This window comes from Methylobacterium sp. Gmos3 (genome assembly GCF_056430985.1).
Genome location: NZ_JBWJYL010000015.1, coordinates 1 through 18,347, shown reverse-complemented (window position 1 = coordinate 18,347; position 18,347 = coordinate 1). Strand labels below are relative to the sequence as shown.

General features: G+C 68.9%; 18 protein-coding genes and 2 pseudogenes. 12 read left to right on the top strand and 8 right to left on the bottom strand.

Annotated features, from left to right (window positions below):
* Positions 1-110: 110 nt before the first annotated feature.
* On the top strand, positions 111-2,648 hold the full coding sequence (locus tag ACS5Q7_RS23250; protein ID WP_478341637.1) for an HWE histidine kinase domain-containing protein: 2,538 nt from the start codon (positions 111-113) through the stop codon (positions 2,646-2,648).
* A gap of 142 nt (positions 2,649-2,790) precedes the next feature.
* Complete coding sequence (locus ACS5Q7_RS23245) at positions 2,791-3,252, top strand: low affinity iron permease family protein (RefSeq protein WP_478341636.1); 462 nt, start codon at positions 2,791-2,793, stop codon at positions 3,250-3,252.
* A 17-nt stretch (positions 3,253-3,269) separates the two neighbouring features.
* Here the strand turns inward: ACS5Q7_RS23245 and ACS5Q7_RS23240 are convergent, their stop codons facing one another.
* The 3 genes from ACS5Q7_RS23240 to ACS5Q7_RS23230 form a co-directional block, all read right to left on the bottom strand.
* Positions 3,270-3,833, bottom strand: coding sequence for a phospholipase A2 family protein (locus ACS5Q7_RS23240; protein ID WP_478341635.1), 564 nt, complete (start codon positions 3,831-3,833; stop codon positions 3,270-3,272).
* Positions 3,834-3,925: 92 nt separating this feature from the next.
* A complete protein-coding gene (locus ACS5Q7_RS23235) occupies positions 3,926-4,063 on the bottom strand; it encodes a hypothetical protein (RefSeq protein WP_478341634.1) in 138 nt (45 codons plus the stop codon).
* 121 nt (positions 4,064-4,184) lie between these two features.
* Positions 4,185-4,559, bottom strand: a complete 375-nt coding sequence (locus ACS5Q7_RS23230; RefSeq protein WP_478341633.1) for an ArsR/SmtB family transcription factor — start codon at positions 4,557-4,559, stop codon at positions 4,185-4,187.
* A gap of 77 nt (positions 4,560-4,636) precedes the next feature.
* Between ACS5Q7_RS23230 and ACS5Q7_RS23225 the strand changes: the two genes are divergently transcribed.
* The 5 genes from ACS5Q7_RS23225 to ACS5Q7_RS23205 all read left to right on the top strand — a co-directional run bounded on the left by ACS5Q7_RS23225 (position 4,637) and on the right by ACS5Q7_RS23205 (position 7,395).
* Complete coding sequence (locus ACS5Q7_RS23225; protein ID WP_478341632.1) at positions 4,637-5,335, top strand: sigma-70 family RNA polymerase sigma factor; 699 nt, start codon at positions 4,637-4,639, stop codon at positions 5,333-5,335.
* Between the two features lie 32 nt (positions 5,336-5,367).
* A complete protein-coding gene (locus ACS5Q7_RS23220) occupies positions 5,368-5,589 on the top strand; it encodes a hypothetical protein (protein WP_478341631.1) in 222 nt (73 codons plus the stop codon).
* 201 nt (positions 5,590-5,790) lie between these two features.
* Positions 5,791-6,372: a sugar transferase gene (locus ACS5Q7_RS23215; RefSeq protein WP_478341630.1), complete on the top strand. Its 582-nt coding sequence runs from the start codon at positions 5,791-5,793 to the stop codon at positions 6,370-6,372.
* Between the two features lie 275 nt (positions 6,373-6,647).
* Positions 6,648-6,893, top strand: a complete 246-nt coding sequence (locus tag ACS5Q7_RS23210) for a hypothetical protein (RefSeq protein ID WP_478341629.1) — start codon at positions 6,648-6,650, stop codon at positions 6,891-6,893.
* A 259-nt stretch (positions 6,894-7,152) separates the two neighbouring features.
* Positions 7,153-7,395: a hypothetical protein gene (locus ACS5Q7_RS23205; protein ID WP_478341628.1), complete on the top strand. Its 243-nt coding sequence runs from the start codon at positions 7,153-7,155 to the stop codon at positions 7,393-7,395.
* 384 nt (positions 7,396-7,779) lie between these two features.
* Here the strand turns inward: ACS5Q7_RS23205 and ACS5Q7_RS23200 are convergent.
* The 3 genes and pseudogenes from ACS5Q7_RS23200 to ACS5Q7_RS23190 form a co-directional block, all read right to left on the bottom strand.
* Positions 7,780-9,764, bottom strand: a pseudogene (locus ACS5Q7_RS23200) (AI-2E family transporter).
* Between the two features lie 236 nt (positions 9,765-10,000).
* Positions 10,001-10,417 (bottom strand): DUF1236 domain-containing protein, encoded by a 417-nt coding sequence (locus ACS5Q7_RS23195; protein ID WP_478341627.1) that lies wholly within the window; start codon positions 10,415-10,417, stop codon positions 10,001-10,003.
* A gap of 44 nt (positions 10,418-10,461) precedes the next feature.
* Positions 10,462-10,701 carry a hypothetical protein gene (locus ACS5Q7_RS23190; RefSeq protein WP_478341626.1) on the bottom strand — a complete coding sequence of 80 codons (240 nt, stop codon included), beginning with the start codon at positions 10,699-10,701 and terminating at the stop codon, positions 10,462-10,464.
* Positions 10,702-11,215: 514 nt separating this feature from the next.
* On the opposite strand from ACS5Q7_RS23190, the gene ACS5Q7_RS23185 reads away from it, so the two are divergent.
* The 4 genes from ACS5Q7_RS23185 to ACS5Q7_RS23170 all read left to right on the top strand — a co-directional run bounded on the left by ACS5Q7_RS23185 (position 11,216) and on the right by ACS5Q7_RS23170 (position 13,747).
* Complete coding sequence (locus ACS5Q7_RS23185) at positions 11,216-11,917, top strand: sigma-70 family RNA polymerase sigma factor (RefSeq protein ID WP_478341625.1); 702 nt, start codon at positions 11,216-11,218, stop codon at positions 11,915-11,917.
* Positions 11,918-11,976: 59 nt separating this feature from the next.
* Positions 11,977-12,291: a hypothetical protein gene (locus ACS5Q7_RS23180; RefSeq protein WP_478341624.1), complete on the top strand. Its 315-nt coding sequence runs from the start codon at positions 11,977-11,979 to the stop codon at positions 12,289-12,291.
* Positions 12,292-12,437: 146 nt separating this feature from the next.
* Positions 12,438-12,926: an SRPBCC family protein gene (locus tag ACS5Q7_RS23175; RefSeq protein WP_478341623.1), complete on the top strand. Its 489-nt coding sequence runs from the start codon at positions 12,438-12,440 to the stop codon at positions 12,924-12,926.
* A gap of 107 nt (positions 12,927-13,033) precedes the next feature.
* On the top strand, positions 13,034-13,747 hold the full coding sequence (locus ACS5Q7_RS23170) for a DUF6065 family protein (RefSeq protein ID WP_478341622.1): 714 nt from the start codon (positions 13,034-13,036) through the stop codon (positions 13,745-13,747).
* Positions 13,748-13,786: 39 nt separating this feature from the next.
* On the opposite strand, the gene ACS5Q7_RS23165 is transcribed toward ACS5Q7_RS23170, so the two are convergent.
* Positions 13,787-14,176 carry a hypothetical protein gene (locus tag ACS5Q7_RS23165; RefSeq protein ID WP_478341621.1) on the bottom strand — a complete coding sequence of 130 codons (390 nt, stop codon included), beginning with the start codon at positions 14,174-14,176 and terminating at the stop codon, positions 13,787-13,789.
* Positions 14,177-14,759: 583 nt separating this feature from the next.
* Here ACS5Q7_RS23165 and ACS5Q7_RS23160 point away from each other — a divergent pair.
* Positions 14,760-17,180, top strand: coding sequence for an MASE4 domain-containing protein (locus ACS5Q7_RS23160; protein ID WP_478341620.1), 2,421 nt, complete (start codon positions 14,760-14,762; stop codon positions 17,178-17,180).
* Between the two features lie 60 nt (positions 17,181-17,240).
* Here the strand turns inward: ACS5Q7_RS23160 and ACS5Q7_RS23155 are convergent.
* A pseudogene (locus ACS5Q7_RS23155) lies at positions 17,241-18,230 on the bottom strand (efflux RND transporter permease subunit); the annotation flags it as partial.
* Positions 18,231-18,347: the final 117 nt, after the last annotated feature.

Sequence of the window (18,347 nt, the reverse complement as noted above, 5' to 3'; positions counted from 1 at the left end):
CGCCACGGCCTGCCGGATACCTTTGCCGGCGTTCCGCATTCCTGAAGGGAGTTATGAGGTCGACGGTCGACCTGGACCCTCGGGGCAACGCAGGGCGCATGGACGCGAGCATGGAAGACCAGGGACCGCCGGTCGACCTGACATCCTGCGACCGGGAGCCGATCCACGTGCTCGGCGCGGTGCAGCCGTTCGGCTTCCTGCTCGGCGTCTCTCCGGACTGGATCGTGGTGCGCGCCAGCGCCAACGCTCCGAAGTGGCTCGGACGACCCGCCGAGGACTTGCTTGGGCTTCCGCTCGACACCCTGGTCGACCGCGAGGCCATCCATCTCCTGCGCGGCCACCTGCAGACGCTGCGCGGCCCCGACGCCGTGGACCGGGTCTTCGGGGTCCGCCTCATGCCGGGCGGACCTGCCTTCGACATCGCGCTGCACGTGTCCGGGGGCGCCATCGTCATCGAGGTCGAGCCAAGCGCGCCCGAGCACCTCAGCGCCGGCAACCTCGTGCGCAACATGGTCTCCCGCCTGCAGCATACGGTCGAGTTCGAGCCGCTCTGCCGCGAGGCCGCCCGGCAGATGCGCGCGCTCACCGGCTTCGACCGGGTCATGGTCTACCGCTTCGCCCCCGACGGATCGGGCGAGGTCATCGCCGAGGCCGTGCGCTCGGGCCTGGACCGTTACCTCGGCCTGCACTACCCGGCCTCAGACATCCCGAAGCAAGCCCGTGCCCTCTACGAGCGGAACTGGCTGCGCATCATCGTCGACGTCGATGTCGCGGCCATCCCGGTGGTCCCAACCCGCGACCCGGCGGGCGAGCCCCTCGACCTGTCGCTTTCGACCCTGCGCACCGTGTCGCCGATCCACCTCGAATACCTGCGCAACATGGGCGTGGCCGCCTCGCTGTCGGTCTCCATCCTGCGCGGCGGGCGCCTCTGGGGCCTGTTCGCCTGCCACCACACCGAGCCGCGCCACATCTCCCTGGAGCGCCGCACGGCCGCCGAGCTGTTCGGGCAGATGTTCTCCTGGATCCTGGAGAGCCGGGAGCGCGAGGTCATCGCCGCCCAGGAGGCGCTAGCCCGCGACACCCACAACCGCCTGATGAGCGCGATGGCCGCGGGCGGCGCCGGTTTGGAGGGGTTGGCCGACTTCGCCGACGAGCTCTCCGGCATCGTCGCCTGCGACGGGCTGGGCGTGTGGGTGAACGGCGAGATCACCCTGCAGGGCGAGACGCCGACGCGGGAGGAGTTCACAGGTCTCGTGCGCTTCCTCAACCGCACGGCGGCGAGCCGGGTCTACGCCACGGACGAGATCGGGCGGTTCCACGAACCCGGCCGCGATTTCACCGAGCGGGCGGCCGGGATGCTGGCCGTGCCGGTCTCGCGCACGCCGCGCGACTTCCTGGTGTTCTTCCGCAAGGAGGTGGCGCGCACCGTGACCTGGGCGGGCAATCCGGAGAAGCCCGCGAGCCTCGGTCCGAACGGCGTCCGGCTGATCCCACGCAAAAGCTTCGAGGCGTGGCGCGAGGTTGTTCACGGTCGCTCGCTTCCTTGGACGGAGGCGGAGGCCCGCACCGCGGAGGCACTCCGGGTCACGCTCCTTGAGGTGATCTTGCGCTTGAGCGACACGGCAGAGCGCGAGCGCAAGGAAGCGCAGGAGCGACAAGAGCTCCTCATCGCCGAGTTAAACCACCGGGTGCGCAACATCCTCAACCTGATCCGAGGCGTGGTTACCCAGAGCCGCGCCAGCGCTGCCGACGCCGAGGACTTCACCGAAGTAGTCGGCGACCGCATCCAGGCCCTCGCCCGGGCCCACGACCAGGTCACCTCCGCCAATTGGGGGCCGGGCTCCCTCGCCGAACTCCTCACCGTCGAAGCCTCGGCCTACCTCGGCGCCAAGGCCAACCGCGTCGTCCTTGACGGCGTCGACGTCCTGCTGGAGCCGCAGGCCTTCACCACGATGGCGCTCGTCGTGCACGAATTGATGACCAACTCGGCCAAGTACGGGGCGCTCAGCGACAGCGGCGGACGGATCGACGTGCGCCTGGAACGGGACGCCTTCGACAGCCTCGTCATGCACTGGACCGAAACGGGCGGCCCCGCCGTCAAGGCGCCGACCCGGCGCGGGTTCGGCTCGACCATCATCGAGCGCTCCGTGCCGTACGAGCTGAAGGGCGAGGCCGAGGTCCGCTACGCACTAACCGGCCTGACCGCGCGGTTCTCGATTCCCGCCGCCTTCGTCCGCGCCGCGCCGCCGCGGGCGGTGCGCGCGGTCCAGCCCGAAGCCGTCCCCACTGTCTCGTTCAACGGGACAGCGCTGGTGGTCGAGGATAACATGATCATCGCGCTGGAGGCGGAGGAGGTCCTGACCGCGCTGGGGGCCGACGCGGTCGACATGGCGGCCTCGGTCCGGGAGGCGCTCCGGCTGATCGACGCGTCGCCGCCCGACCGTGCTCTGCTCGACGTGAACCTGGGGTCTGAGACCAGCGTCGCGGTCGCCCGGCGCCTGGCCGAGCTCGGCATCCCGTTCGCCTTCGCGACCGGTTACGGCGAGAGCTTCCAGGTCCCGCCCGACCTCGGCGACGTGCCGGTGATCAAGAAGCCCTACGGGGCGGATAGCCTGCGGCAAGCCTTCGGTCGCCCTCAGACCCATTGAATCCTAAGGGTGGTGGACCGACCCCGAGCCCACGCCCCGGACGCCGACCTCCAGGCCCTCAGGCTCGTGGTGGAACGGTCCCGGCGGGTTTTCCGTATGAGGCGTAAGCCAGGGAAGGCGAGCGCGGACGGAGGCGGGTGCTTTGAGGACGCCGAAGGGTTTCGCCGAGTTCTCCTCACGGGTCGCCCGAGCCGCGGGCCGGCCTTTGACTTTTGCGATCAGCATCGGGCTGATCGTCGTCTGGGCGGTCACGGGCCCCCTGTTCGGGTACTCCGACACCTGGCAGCTCGTGATCAACACCGGTACGACCATCGTGACGTTCCTGATGGTGTTCCTGATCCAGAATACCCAGAACCGGGACGGGGCCGCCATCCAGGCCAAGCTCGACGAGCTCATCAGGGCGAGCGCGGCGCAGAACCGCTTCATCGGGATCGAGAACCTGACGGAGGAGGAGCTCGACGACCTGCGCGCCCGCCTCGCGTTGCATAACGGTGCGAGCCCCGGCGCCATCGTAAAGGCGGCCGACCAGGCGGAGGCTGCGGCCGATGCCAAGGCCCGCGAGGCGGCGGCCCGGGTCGGTGGCGCCCCGAGCTACCCGAGCTGACGAGCCCGGCGCGCCGGCTACGGGGCGCGGCAGTCCATGGCGGCGGTCGCCTCAACGACGCTCAGGGCCCGGCGCCGGACTTCCAGCGAGGCGGTAGAGCCATCCGCGACGACGGTCGCCTCGCGCTTGAGCGACGCGTCGCATGCGCAGGAATGGTATCCGGCGGTGTCGTAGCAGGCGTCGTGCCGCATGCAGGCTGCATCGAGGGCGTCGGTCGGCGGCAAGCCCTCGCCGCGCTGGCCCTTGCCGCAGTAATTCCCGTGGAACAGCTCCTTGCCGGCGACAACCTGGCCAAGATCGCCCTTCGGCGGGGCTGGCGCCTCGGCCCGGCCGCCGGGGTTGAGTTCGTTGGCCGGGCCGCCCGCCCTGGAGCCGGAGGCGCGCAGGGCCTTCGGGATGCTGGAACCCTCGCCGGGCTCGTTCAAGGCCTCGCCGGCCTTGCCGTTCGGATCGGAGAGATCGGGCAGCGGCGGCGGCGGCCCCGGTCGGGGCTCCTCGACCTCGACTGCAGCGGCGGGTGCCTCCTGGACGCCTTGCGCCTGAGACGCGTGCGGGAAGGCCACGATGAGCAGGCCGAGCATTGTTAGGATGGACGGTCGCAAGGATGGCCCCCGGGTCAGCGGGCCTAAACTCGAAGCCCGGTTTTCCCGTTCCGGGGCGGGTGCCGCGAAGGTTACGGAGACCCTGCCGCGGCGGAGCGGCGTCGGAATAGCCCCCGGAGGATGCGGAGCGGCAGGAAGACGAGTTTCAGGATGGCCCGGGCGAGCAGGACGGCCAACACCGCGAGGACGGCCAGGAAGGTGTTGAGCATGGGGTTTCCGTCTGGCGCCGCGAGCATCGCCATACGGTGCCCTGTGTAGGATCGCCTAAGGCGCGAAAGCGGCGACATGAGGGAGGTGCCGCCCGGGCGGCCCTCAGCCGCCGCGGATAGCCTACCGGTCCGGCAGTGCGGACGCGCAGCAGGGGGATGCGACCGGCTCGCCGAGCGCCTCCCTGACGACCTCCGCACACAGTTCGGGACGGCCCCCGCAGCATTCGTCCAGCAGGTACCGCATCAGGCCGCCAAGGGCTTCCGGCACCGCCGTGTAGATCACGGAGTTCGCGTGACGCCGCGACCGGGCCAGGCCCGCCTGCTCCAACTGCGCCAGGTGGAACGACACGGTGGATGGCGTCCCGTCCACTTCCTTGGCGATGCGTCCTGCGGCCAAGCCTTCGGGATGGCTCCGGAGCAACGCGCGCATGGCCCGCAGACGGGTGTCCTGCGCCAGGGCGGACAGCACGGTTAAGGCCGCGTTGTCGTTTAGCATGGGTTCATGTTTCGATTGATATCGAAATTGGAAGAGTTACAAACGGCGCAGCTTGATCGGTCCTGGTTGATTTCAGCATGAGCGATGGATTGCAAGGGTACGATGACGCCGACGGCCGCAGATCCGGGCGTGAAATATTTAGTCGCGACCTGTCGTTTTACCTGGCCACCCCGCTTAAGGACTACTTCAGCCACATCCAGTCCGAACCGCTCCCGGCCGCGCTGACGGACCTAGTCGCGCGATTTGAGGACACCTTCGCCCAGCAGGGAAGGACCGTCGCCACCGAGTTCCGGGACGACCTGCTGCGCGCGTTGCCTGCGCTGCGGACCTTCGCCCTCTCGCTCACTGGCGACGTCCCCCGGGCCGACGACCTCGTGCAGGAGACCTTCGCGAAGGCCTGGACGAAGTGGCGCCACTTCACGCCCGGGACGAACTTCACCGCGTGGCTGTTCACGATCCTGCGCAACCACCTCTACTCGGAGATGAGGAAGCAAAAGCGCGAGGTCGAGGACGCGGAGGGCGTGCAGGCCGGAAAGCTCATGTCCCCGGCCGACCAAGAGGACGCCAGCACCCTCAAGGTCGTCTGGGAGCGGATCGGCGGCCTGCCGGAGGCCCAGCGACAGGCCCTGCTCCTGGTCGGGGCCGAGGGGCGGACCTACGAGGAAGCCGCCGCCCTGATCGGGTGCCAGGTCGGAACGGTCAAGAGCCGGGTCAGCCGGGCGCGGGCGCACCTCGTCGAGCAACTCGGCATGGGGGACGCGAGGCGAACGGCGTGAGATCACCACCGCCCGGTCGCTCGAAGGGCGGCATGTCCGGTACGGGGGCCGCCTCGCCGGACGACGAAGCCCTCCACGTCCTCGCGGCGACCTCGGTTCGGGCAGTCGAGACCATCGACGGCGGAGACACGATGGCCGTCCGCATGACGACCGCGGGTGGCGGAGAACTCTGCGTCCTGCTGCCGACGGGCGTGGCGGGCGAGATGCTGTTCCTTCTTGCCGAGGCGGTGGGCGCGGGACACGACCAAGGTTAGCCGCCGTTCACGAACGTCATGCACGTGTGAGGACGGTCAGGCAGGAGGCTGCACCCGAAGGCAAGGCAGGGAGGCGAGGCGCCCGTCCGCAATCGGCCTCCCGCAAAAGGGGCGCATCTGTCTTGGTTGACGAGGCGTTACGAGGGCCCGGCGACCATGGGGGCATCGCGCCCGCCTCCCGTCGCCGCCGAGGCCGAATACATGACCGAAACCGGATCCGACCCGGTACCGCCCGAACTTTCCCTCGCATCGCCGGCGCAGCCGCGTCGGCCGCACCCGCTCGCGCTGACCTTCAAGCGCGGCCTCGACATCGTCGTCGCGGCAACGTCGATCTTCCTGCTTCTGCCGCTCATGCTTTTCGTGGCCGGCACGATCTGGGCCCTCGACCGCGGACCGCCCGTCGTCCGGGAGCCGAGCCTGGGATGCGGTGGTCGTACCTTCGACCGCCTGCGGTTCCGTACGAGCGGACACGGGATCGAAACACCTTCCGGCATTCAGGACGGCTGGGCGGCCCCCGATGGGGTGGAACGTATGACGGCCATCGGACAGGTGCTGAGCCGGACGTCCCTGGACGAGTTGCCGACGCTCCTGAACGTGCTCCGGGGCGAGATGAGCCTCGTGGGCGCCCGTCCGATCCCCGAGGGGGCCGCGCGTTACGGATCGGATATCGACGCCCGCCTCTCGACGCCACCTGGCCTGACCGGGGCGTGGCAGGTCGAGGGAGGTCCCGGGGCGACCGACATCGAGCGGGCGGCGCTCGACCTCGACTACGCGAGACGATGAAGCCTGCGCCGGGACTTCGCGATCATGCTCCGTGGCGTCGCCACCGCCTTCGCGAGGCGGGACCGCGCCTGAGCCGGCATGGCTAGATCCGGGATGTCTTCCGTACGGCATGCCGCCCACCATTCAGCTCACCTCATGGCGTCCGGGTTATAGATGCTTAGTCTTATTTGGGGCGCGGATTAAAACGGCGGCACCCATCCTTATCGCGCTTTGGCTGCGGAACCGTATTTGAAGGAAATGGGTTTGAGTACCAGATAAACACTCGGAGCAAATACATGAAGTTGCTTGCCCTGACCCTTGCCGCCGGCGTCGCGCTGACCGGCGCCGCCGCGACCGCCCAGGCCCATGAATGGGGCGGCGGCTACGGGTACGGCCCGCGCGCGCATTCCCGCGTCATCGTCCGCGAGGGGTACCGTGACGGCTACCGCGGCGTCGGCCTGCACCACGGCTGGGACCGTCCCGGCGTCCGCGTGATCGAGCGACGTGGTTACGGCTACGGCCGCCGCGGCTGGGACGACTGAGCCCTCGCGACGGAGGTTCGACGTTAGAGGGGCGCCCGCACGGGCGCCCCTTTTCGTTTCGGCGCGCCCCAACCTGCCGAAGGGGATTACCGGACGCTTTGATTGTCGCCCGGGGATCAGGTCGAACGTACATCCCCGCTCCGCGAGCAAATGATCATCCGTCGTCATCCCAACAAACGCGGAACACTTTTCCAGGCTTGACCGTATTCAAGGGTTGCCACGGCGACCGGTCGTGGCCCGAAGTCCGGAGAGGCATGCCGTGAAGCGCGACGCCTTCCTGATCACCTTGCACGCATCCGGCTTGGTGCGGCGCCTCACGGCGCCGACGGAGCGGGAGGCCGCGCTGGCGGCGGAGTCCGTCGTCAGGTTGCATTGCGACCGCCCGGGCGGCATCGGCTTCGTCATCGATGCCGTGGACGGGCGGGCGAGCCGGCGCATCGCGGCCTACCTCTCGGACGTTATGCCCGAGACGGCCACGTACGCCTCCGCCGCCCAGGCATGAGGGAGGCGCCCCGGATGTGTGCGGTGAGGAGCGACCCCGGAGCCGGCGCCAAACCCCCCATTTCCATCGCGAAGTGGGTGGGTCGGTCGCGACCTGGCGCAGCGGCCAACGACAACCGGGCTCGCACCACCCACATCGATCTCGCGGCGCTGCTCCTTGTCCTGGGCTGGCGAATGACCTTGGGCGCGTGCTGGCTCGGCATGCTCGCTGCGTGCGCGTGCCTGTTCGCCGTGGCCTCGCCCCACCCTTGAACCGTCTCCGCCTCGCCGAGCTCGGATCGCGTGAACGCCTTCGCGGCCGAGGGGAAAGGCGCTCCCCCGTCGAGGCCGGGCCCGGAACCGGACCCCGGAGCTTAGGTTGAACCGACCACCCCGGGACAGGCCCCTACCCGATCACGACGAGGGCAGGTCGACCGGACGCGACGACCGGATCGCCCTCCGTGACGTCGGCCGCCCTCAGGCATGCCTCCACGGCGGCGCGGAGCGATGACACGTAGACGTCCGCGCCGACCTCCCGACCGAGCGCGGCGTCGGTGAGAACCCGCTCGCCCACCGGCCAGAGGCCGACGAGAACCGGCACGCCCGGTGCCCGGCGCCTTATCCGTTCCAGCAGGTAGCGCAGGTGCGCCGGGTTGCCGGTGATGTCGAGGTAGGAGACGCAGATCATCGCCACGCCGGTCAGGTCGAGATCGCGGATGCCCTCCCTTGAGACCGCCTTGTAGGACGTCGCCCTGGCGCCGAGCCCGTGCTTGCGCAGCAACTGGGCCAGCATCGCCGAGGAGGCCTCGTCGAGGGGCCGCGCCCGGCCACGCACAGCACGGGCGCCTCGCCGCGCCATGCCTCGGGTAGCGCCTCCCGCGGCGGCGCCTGCCCCGGCACGGCCTCGGTCTTCGGATGGGCACGCTCCGCGAGCGTGGGCGTCTCGCTCGGGTTCACCGCCTTGTCGTCGCGCTCCGGCTCGGCGTCGGGATGGTCCTCGAAATCCTCCACCAGCGAGCGGGCCGAGGCGCGGATGTTGTCGAGTTGCACCGGCGTCACCACCCCGCGCGCGAAATCGTTGGCGGCGAGTTGAAGCCCCTTGAGCGCCACCTTGTCGTAGTACGACGAGAGCGAACGGTCCTTCAGCATCGCCTCCGCAACGTCGCGGACCTCGTCGGGGTCGCCGGCGAGCATGCGCTGGTAGAAGTTCTCGACGGGCGTGAGAGGCGGCCGGTCGCCGAGGAGCACGTCGAGGAACTCTAGGCTGTCGACGTGGCGTCCGAGCACGACGAGGCAAACGGTGAACGGGGTGGCCAGGATCAGGCCGATGGGCCCCCACAGGAAACCCCAGAACAGGGTCGAGACGATCACCGCGAAGGGCGAGAGCCCGGTGGAGTGGCCGTAGAGCAGCGGCTCGATCACCTGACCGAAGATCGGCTCGGCGATGAGGAACAGCGCCGCGGTCGCGATGACCATCGACCAGCCCGGGTCGACCGCGGCCGCTAGGGCCACGGGCAGGATGCCGGAGGCGATGGCGCCGATGTAGGGGATAAAGCGCATGATGGCCGAGAACACGCCCCACAGGAGCGGGTTGGGCACGCCGATGAACCAGAGCCCGACGCCGACGATAATCCCGAACGTCGCGTTCATGCCGAGCTGGGCCAGGAAGTAGGTGCCGAGCCGGCCCGCGGCGTCGTCCATGGCCACCGTCGTGCGGTGCAGGTCGCTCGACCCGAACAGGCGGATCATGCGGTTGCGCAGGTCCTCGCGCTGCAGGAGCAGGAACACGACCACGACGAGGACGATGCCGACGTCGGTCAGCGGCGAGACGATGGGGCCCAGGACCTTCTCGGCCAGCGTCAGCGGCGAGGGTTCGGGCTCCTCGACGCGCACGAGTTGCGCCTTGGGCGTCTCGCCCGCCGGTCCGGTCGCGGCGGTGGTGCCGGCGGCGTCGGCCTTCTGGGTGGCGTCGTGGACCTGGTGGTTGAACTTCTGGAGGACGCGGTTCGCCTCCCCGAGCCAGCCCTGCTGCAGGCCCGCGACCTTCCTCTGCACGGTGGCCTGGTACTGGGGCAGGTTGCCGGCGAGTCCCGCGACCTGGGTGCCGATGACCGCCCCGATGCCGCCGAGGACGCCGAGCGCCAGCAGGACCGCGACGATGACGGAGGGCACCCGCCCGAGCTTGATCTTCCGCAGGAGGTTGACGACCGGCCCGAGGACGAAGCTGAGCAGCACGGCCAGGACCAGGGGGATGAACACCTCGCGACCGAAATACAGCGCCGCGACGAGCACGACGCCCACCGCGAGGGTCAGGAGGCCGCGCAGGCCCGGGACGAGGGGCGGCGGGACCTGGGCGGGCTGACGCAGGGCCGTGGCTTCGTCGGTCGGCATCGCGGGTTTGCTCCTCGGCGCCGAGCCGGATTCCGGCGCCCTGCGGCTTCGTCCAAAGAATACGACCTGCGTCGCGCGTGGGTCGGACGGTCCCCGCCCGATACGACGGGCGCCGGGTCGGCCCCCACCGTTCCAGGTATGGAACCGGTCGCAGGCCGCCTCGGGCGAAAGAAACCCCGCCCGGCTGCGGCCGGGCGGGGTCGGGCGAATGTCGGATGTTCAGGCCGAGGATGCGGTCAGTCGATGACTTCGACGATCCGGTGGCTGCGGTCGACGAGCACCGGCCGGTCGTTCACGACCGTGTACCGGTAACCCGGCTTGACGCGGTACTGGTCCGGCACGTCGTAGTACGTCACGCCCGAGGACGGCAGCGTGCTGCCCACGGCGATGCGCCCGTCGTAGTTGTAGGAGCGGACGTTGCGCTCGCGGACGTAAGAACGGAAGCGAGGACGGTCGTCCACGCCCAGGATGCCGCCGACCGTACCAGTCGCCGCACCGACCGCGCCGCCGACGATGCCGCCGACCGGGCCAGCCGCGTCCGCGCCGACCGCGGCGCCCTCGGCCGCGCCCCGCACGGTGCCCTGGGCCTGGGCGGCCACCGGCAAGGCGAGCATGCCGGCCGTGGCCAGCGCGAGAAGGATCTTGTTGGTCATGGAATTGTCTCCTTGAGCATCAGCGGATCGGGCGAGGCGGCGCCTCAGTTGCAGCCCTCCTTGTGGACGGTCTTCGAGTTGCCCATGCCGTCCTCCTTGTGGACGGTCTTGGATCCGCAATCGACGCTGCCGGTGGTGACCTCGCGCTTCTCGACGACGGTGTCGCGATGGTCGACGACGGCGGGACCGTCGCGGTGGATGACGGTGGTTTCCGCGGCAATGGCGGGGGCGGCGATGCCTGCGAACGCGGCGGCGACGAAGCCGAGGATGACGGTCTGGCGCATGTCTTTCTCCGTGCTTCTACCGGTATGGGTAGGATGACCGCAGCAACGGCGTACTGGTACTAACGGTTCCGCCTTGTTTGGAGGCAGTATTACCTTTCAAAAATTATTCGCCAAACACTGTGTCGCGCGATTTAATTGCGGACCATGCATGCTGCCGCAACCTCGATGCATATCTATGCGGCCGTCGGCGCAAGCACTGCGCTGGACCGGATCGGCTGGCCAGCTCCCGGCGAACCGGACTTCCCCGTTCGTCGGCAGCCAGCGTCCGGGCACGCCACTGTCGCCGACCGACCCGGCGACGTGACGTCGATGGGTCTGCACGGTCGCCGCTGCGCTCGCCCGATGCGGACCTCACCTTCGTCGCGTCGGCGGATGCGACCCACCCACACCGCTCAGGTTCCTACCTGAAGAACGGTCGATCCCACCCATGAACTAGAATTTAGTATTCAATTCCGCCGCCGTTCAGTCTTGAGGCTGCCTAACGGGATGCATTCATCTGGACGGGGTGGGACGCATGAACGAAACGGTGCCGATCCGGGATACGGCCTCTCCTGACGAAATCGTCGACGTCGCGACGCATGTGAGGCGCCATCTCGGGACGGAACTTCGGGACTACTTCGCATTGCCTGCCGCGACCGAGCTTCCACCTCGGCTCGCCCACTTGGTCGCGCGCTTTGATGCGGTCGTCCCCCCCGGCCGAACCCAACCCGACGACGGGTTTCGGGACGACCTGATCCGGGCGGTTCCCGCCCTTCGCGGCTTCGCGTTCTCGCTCGCCGGCGACACGGTGCGGGCCGACGACCTGGTTCAGGAGGCCCTGGTGAAGGCGTGGGCGAACCGGCAGCGTTTCACGCCAGGCACCAAGATGAACGCGTGGCTCTTCACGATCCTGCGCAACCAATTCTACAGCGAGGTCCGCAAGGCCAAGCGTGAGGTCGAGGACGCCGACGGAGCCCACGCCGCGACCCTCATGGCGTTGCCGGCCCAGGAGGGCGTCGTCGACCTGGAGCGTCTCCGGCAACGCCTCGACGGCATCCCGCCGGCCCAGCGCATGGCCCTCCTGCTGGTGGGAGCGGAGGGCTACACCTACGAGGAGGCCGCGGAGTTGCTACGCTGCCGGGTCGGTACGGTGAAGAGCCGGGTCAGCCGTGCAAGGGCCGGCCTGTCGGAGGCGTTGGGCCTCGGCGGTTCCGATGCAGGGGATGCCATCGCTTGAGACCGCCCAGGTTCCGGAGCTCATCGGTGCGATGTTTGTGGGCCCGGCTCGGACCCTAGTTGGCGATTGCCGGCGGCGGATACGGGACGAACCTCGTCGCCGCTTCCGGCGCGCCCGCAGCAGGCGGCTCGGAGCCGCCCGTCGAGAAAGGGATCGAGGTGTCGCAAGCATACACGCCACAGGTCCTGGCGGCGGCCCATGTCCGGTCGGTCGGGATCATCGACGGCGGGGATACGGTCGCCGTCCACATCGAGGCCGCCGGCGGGGAGGAGATGTGCCTGCTCCTTCCGCTCGCCGCCGTGAGCGATCTCCTCATGCATCTCGCCACGGCGCTCGACTTCGGCGTGCCCGCCCGCGCGCTGCCGGATACGTGACCGGTGGCGAGGGCGTGCGATTTGACGGAAAACGTTTCGCCGCCTGCGTCGTGTCCCTCGTTCACCGATACGTGGCCGGCGATGTTCTCACTTGCTTCGCGCGCTACCTTCCTGCCGGCCGCGCCAAGCGGTGAAAGAAAAGAACCATGAGGAAACGTATGATGCTCAAGAATGCCGCGCCGTTTGTGGTTTTGGCCGCCGTGTTCGCCACGCCGGCCCTCGCCCTTGAAGTCACGAGGACCGCGACGGTCGCGGCGTCGCCGGACAAGGTCTGGAAGACCGTCGGCGGTTTCTGCGGCATCGGCGATTGGCACCCCGTCATCGAGAAATGCGTACTGTCCCGGAAGGGCGGCAAGCAGGAGCGCACGCTCTCCCTGAAGGGTGGGGGCACCATCGTCGAGGAAGAGCAGTCCCGGGACGACCGGAAGATGGATTACACCTATACGATCATCTCGGGCCCGTTGCCGGTGCAGGACTACAGGTCGACCATCATGGTCGAGAAGGACGGCGGCGGGTCGAAGGTCACCTGGACCGGGTCCTTCAAGGCCAAGGGTGCGCCGGACGACAAGGCCAAGGAGGCGATTGCCGGTGTCTACGAAGCGGGCCTGAAGGGCATCTCCGAAAAGGCCAAGTAGCCGGTCCCCCGGGCGGGGCGACCGAGCCGTCCCCGTTCCGCCTCGGGGCGGGGGCACGCCTCGGATGCCGGGTCCACCCCATCGGCCAAGCGAAGGAGCGGTCGAGCATGCGACAGGTGAAGGTCAGGCTGATCGAGCCGGGATTGCGTCCCCGGCGGACGCGCCTGGAAATCCCCGGCTGGGCCGGCAATCCCGAACCCCGCGTGGATGGCTCCCAGGAATATGCCTGGCACTGCATCCCCTTCTCGGAGGCGGCCAAGGGCGGAATCGAGCTGTTCTATCCCTACGATGCCGAACTGCGTGTCGGCACGCGGGATGGGAAGCTGGTGATCGAGGGCGACTTCGGCGAGCCACCCGAACCCGGCATGCAGTGGCCGCCGTTCCGGAGTTTCGGCGACGCCTACTACACCTACCAGATCCTCATCGACCTCAAGGTCGAGGAGGGCTGGGCGATCAAGACCGAGACGCATCCACGCTTCTACACCGACCGGACCGGGACCGTTCCGGTCGCCGTGCCGGCCCTCATCCGGCACTGGTGGCCGATGATGTACTTCATGGTGTTCAAGGCCCCCGACGAGGGACGGACCCACGTATTCCGGAAGGGCGAGCCCTTCATGCAGGTCACCGTCGTCGAGGCCGAGGCCGATTTCGAGCTCGTGCCCATGTCCGAGGAGGAGGCCGCCGAGCGCGAACTGCAGTCCCGGCGCATCTATGCCAGCCGCCACACCCTCTCGGCCGACACGCAATGGACCTCGGCGACCGACACGGTCTTCGACGGTACGTACAGGCGCATCCTCGGCGCCGCGAAAGGCCCCCGTTGAAGTGTGCCGGGGCGGTCCCCCGCCCCGGCGGCAGGGTGCTCAGTACCCGTAGGGCCTGTAGTACCCATGATGGTGATGGTGGTGGTGATGGTGGTACCGCCGGAAGTAGCGGTGGTGGTGATGATGGTGATGATAGAACGGCCGGAAGAACCGGTGATGATGGTGGTGATGGTGGTGGTAGTAGTATTGGGCCTCCTGGATGGTCGCCTCGCCCTCCGTGGCGGCCGCTAGCGGTTCGGCCCTCGCGGCGGCCTCGTCGGATTCCTTGAGGAGGGCCACCGCATCTGGGATAGGCTTGAGCAGATCGGCGTAGCTCCCGGCGTGCATGGCCGCGGTCAGCCCGGTCTGAGCGGGCATCGCGGCCAGCGCCGGGTCGGCAGCCGCGAGCAGGGTGACGGCCCCGATCAGGCCAGCGACTGTCTTGTCCATCGACGGATCCTTCCTTCAACGGCGCACTCCTCCCCCCGGAGAAAAGGAGGACGGAAGCGCTGCCGGAAACACAACGCGCCGGAAAGCCGTTCCTGCTTGACCCGGGCCAGGCAATCACTTCTTCGGCATGAGCACCGAGTTGTTTGGCGCCAATTGCCGATGCCGGCTTCGATACTCCATGAAATAAAATTTAGTCGATCTTCCTCATGTCCTCAGCCTTCGCATCCCGCGCGACTACGGCATCGAAGGGTCAGCGCAACAAAGCGGCGCGTGCCGGTCGCTTTTCGGGGAGACGGCGAGACAAATGTCCTGAGCGTCCATCCCCGTTACGGGCAATGTCCGGGAGCGGTGGGAAGTGAGGGCGAACGTCGCCGGCGGCGTGGCGGATCGGCCACGGTGTTGCTCCCATCAGGGTTCCGCTGGCGTCGACGGCATCCACCCGGGAACCGCCGTCGCGCCCCGTGCTTGGACCGAGGGAACCTGTCGGGACGCCGGGAAAATTCGCCGGCACCGTGTTATTCCTTATTCCTCGCGAGCGACTAGCCGTCACGGTCGGCCATCGCGCTTCGGTACGGAGCAAACGATGAGCAAGGCGAGCGCCGCCCAGATGCTGCCGACCCTCGCGACCGCGCGGGCGGGCCGGTCGCAGCGCCGGTTCGCCGTCTTCGTGGGAACCGCCTTCTTAGCCGTCACGCTCGCCCTGCTGCCGATGGCTGGGCGGCCGATGCCGCCGATGCCGGGCTTCGTGCCCGTCTACCAATCGGCGCTCGTCGTGGTCTATGGCCTGACGACGTTCCTGTTCCTGACCCAGTACCGCCGCATCCGCTCGCTGCCGCTGCTCATCCTCGGGACGGGGAGCCTGTACGTGACGCTCGTCGTCATCGTGCAGATGCTGTCCTTCCCGAACGTCCTCGCTCAGGACCGCCTCGTCGGTGACGGTCCGTCCACCACGACTTGGCTCTGGACGTTCTGGCATCTCGGCCCTCCGCTTTTCGCGCTGCCCTACGCCGTCATGGAGGCCGACCGGCGTCCTTGGCTTGCCCTGCCCCGGCGCGCCGGATGGATCGGCCTGTTCGCGGTCGCGGGCACCGTCGCTGCCGTGGTGGCGACCGGCCTCGCGGCGACCCGCTACGTCCACCTCCTGCCCAAGTGCGTCGAGGGCGACGATTATTGGCTCCTCACCACGTCCGGCATCGGCCCCGGGGTCGTCGCCGTAACCGTGGCGGCGCTTGCGGTCCTGTGGTGGAAGACCCGGCTGCGCACAGTGCTCCAGCTCTGGCTCGCCGTATCGCTGCTGCTGCTGGTGTTCGACAACGCCGTGACCTTGATGGGGGCAGCCCGGGGAACGGTCGGATGGTTCGCCGGACGCATGGAGGCGCTGGTGGCGGGCTTCATCATGCTCGGGGTCTACCTGCGGGAGGTCGACTTCCTCTACGCCCAGGCCGAGGCCGCCGCCGGGGAGCGCGAGGCGCGGCGGGCGGAACTCCACTTGGCGCGTGAGAGCCTCGCGCTGGCCCTGGAAGCGGCCGAGATGGGCAACTGGGACCTGGACCTGCATCGCGGCACCTCACGCCGGTCGCCCCGGCACGACGCGATCTTCGGCTACCGCGAGCCCGTCGCGGCCTGGGACGTCGAGACCTTCCTCGGCCACGTCGTCCCGGAGGACCGCGACGCGGTCCAGGCGGCATTCGATGCGGCGGGCGGTAGCGGGCGCCTTGAGATCGACTGCCGCATCCGGCGGGCCGACGACGGGGGGACGCGCTCGGTCACGATCCGGGGCAAGGTCTACCGCGACGAGGCCGGCCGGCCCCGCTCCATGGCCGGCGTCGTCATGGACATCACCCGGCAGCGCGAGGCCGAGGAGCGTCTGAACCAATCGCAGAAGATGGAGGCCATCGGCCAGCTTACGGGCGGCGTGGCGCATGATTTCAACAACTTGCTGACCATCATCGTCGGCAATCTCGACATGATCGTGCGCAAGCCCGACAACCCGCAGCGCGTGGAGCGGCTGGCCACGTCGGCGATGACGGCGGCGCGCCGCGGGGCCGAGGTCACGGAGAAACTGCTGTCGTTTTCGCGGCGCCGGGTGGTTCGGCCTGAGACCGTCAACCTGAACCGGCTGCTCAGGGAATTCCAGGCCTTGCTGGAGCGGGCGGTAGGCGAGACGGTCGAGGTGCGGTTCGACCTCGACGCGGTCCTCGACCCGGTCCGGCTCGATCCGGGGCAGTTCGAGAGCGCGGTGCTGAACCTCGCGGTCAACGCGCGGGACGCGATGCCGGACGGCGGCGTCCTGACGGTGAAGACCTGCAACGGCCACCTCGACGCCGTGGAGATCCCCGACCGGCCGGACCTCCGGCCGGGGGCCTACGTGCTCGTCTCCGTCACCGACACCGGCCAGGGAATGGACGCCGCCACGCGGACCCGCGCCTTCGAGCCGTTCTTCACGACCAAGGACGTCGGCAAGGGGACGGGCCTCGGCCTCAGCCAGGTCTACGGCTTCGTGCGGCAGGCCGGGGGACATGCGCAGATCAAGAGCGAGGTGGGGCGAGGTACGTCCATAGAACTCTACCTGCCGCGCTCGGCCGAGAAGGCGGCCGACGAGCCCCGGCCCGACAACGCCTTTCCGCTGCGAAGGGCGACCTCCGGCGAGGTGGTGCTCGTGGTCGAGGACGAGCCGGCAGTGCTGGAGATGGCGGTCGAGAGCCTCGGCGAGCTCGGCTACATGACGCTGACCGCGACCCGGGCGTCGGAGGCCCTCGACCGCCTGGGAGGTTCGGAGCGCATCGACATCCTCTTCTCGGACGTGGTGATGCCCGGCGGCATGAACGGCGTGCAGCTCTCGGTTCAGGCCCGGCGGCTGCGCCCCGGCCTGCGGGTACTGCTGACCTCGGGCTACACGGGCACGGCGCTGGCCGAGCACGCGGTACCCGCCGACCTGCCCCTGCTGAGCAAGCCTTACCGACGGGACGAGTTGGCGAACAAGCTTCGTGTTGTCATGGGCTGAACCGTCATGGGCGACTTCGGCCATCGACCGCCTCGGCCCGTCGCCTTTCCGCTCCAACGGTCATTCGGCCGCCAAGGGCATCGCCGGCTCGCGGGCAGGCACTTGCCGCACCTCCGCATCCGGCAGGCCCCGGCCCTTGACCAGGGCGTAGACGGCCGGGATCACCACGAGCGTCAGCACGGTCGAGGAGACCATGCCGCCGATCATCGGCACGGCGATGCGTTGCATGACCTCGGAGCCGGCGCCCGTGCTCCACAGGATGGGGATGAGACCGGCCATGATCGCGGTGACCGTCATCATCTTCGGGCGCACCCGCTCGACGGTGCCGACCATGATAGCCCGACGCAGGTCCTCGCGGGCGAGGGGCCGCCCCTCGCGGTCGCACGCGGCCCTGACCTCGTCGAGGGCGTGGTCAAGGTAGACCAGCATGATCACGCCGGTCTCGGCCGCCACGCCCGCGAGCGCGATGAACCCGACGGCCACCGCCACCGACATGTTGAACCCCATCCACCACATCAGCCAGATGCCGCCGACCAGCGCGAAGGGCAGCGACAGCATGACGATGAGCGTCTCGGTCAGGCGGCGGAAGTTGATGAACAGCAGAAGGAAGACGACGAGCAACGTCAGCGGCACCACCACCTTAATGCGCGCCTCGGCCCTCTCCAGGTACTCGTACTGCCCGCTCCATTGCAGGGTCGTGCCCTGCGGGAGCCTGACCTTGCTGCCGACCGCGGCCCGTGCGTCGGCGACGTAGCCCCCGAGGTCCCGGCTCGCGATGTCGACGAAGATATAGACCGCGAGCTGGCCGTTCTCGGTCCGGATCGAGGTCGGGCCGCGCATGAGCTCGACCTTGGCGACCTCGCGCAACGGCACCGTGCCCCCGGCCTGCAGCGGTACCTGCACCTCGTCGGCGATGGCCCGCGGGTCCGAGCGGAAGGCGCGCGGGTAGCGCACGTTGACCGTGTAGCGCTCGCGTCCCTCGACGGTGTTGGTGACGCTCTGGCCGCCAAGCGCGGTCGCGATGACGTCCTGCACGTCCCCGACCGCTAGAGCGGAGCTCGTCCGATCGGAAGCTGTGCTGGGCGGCTAGGGGTTGATGGGGCAAGGAGGAGCCCATGCCGACAACCTTATCCGTCGATCTTCGCCAGCGCGTGGCATCCGCTGTCT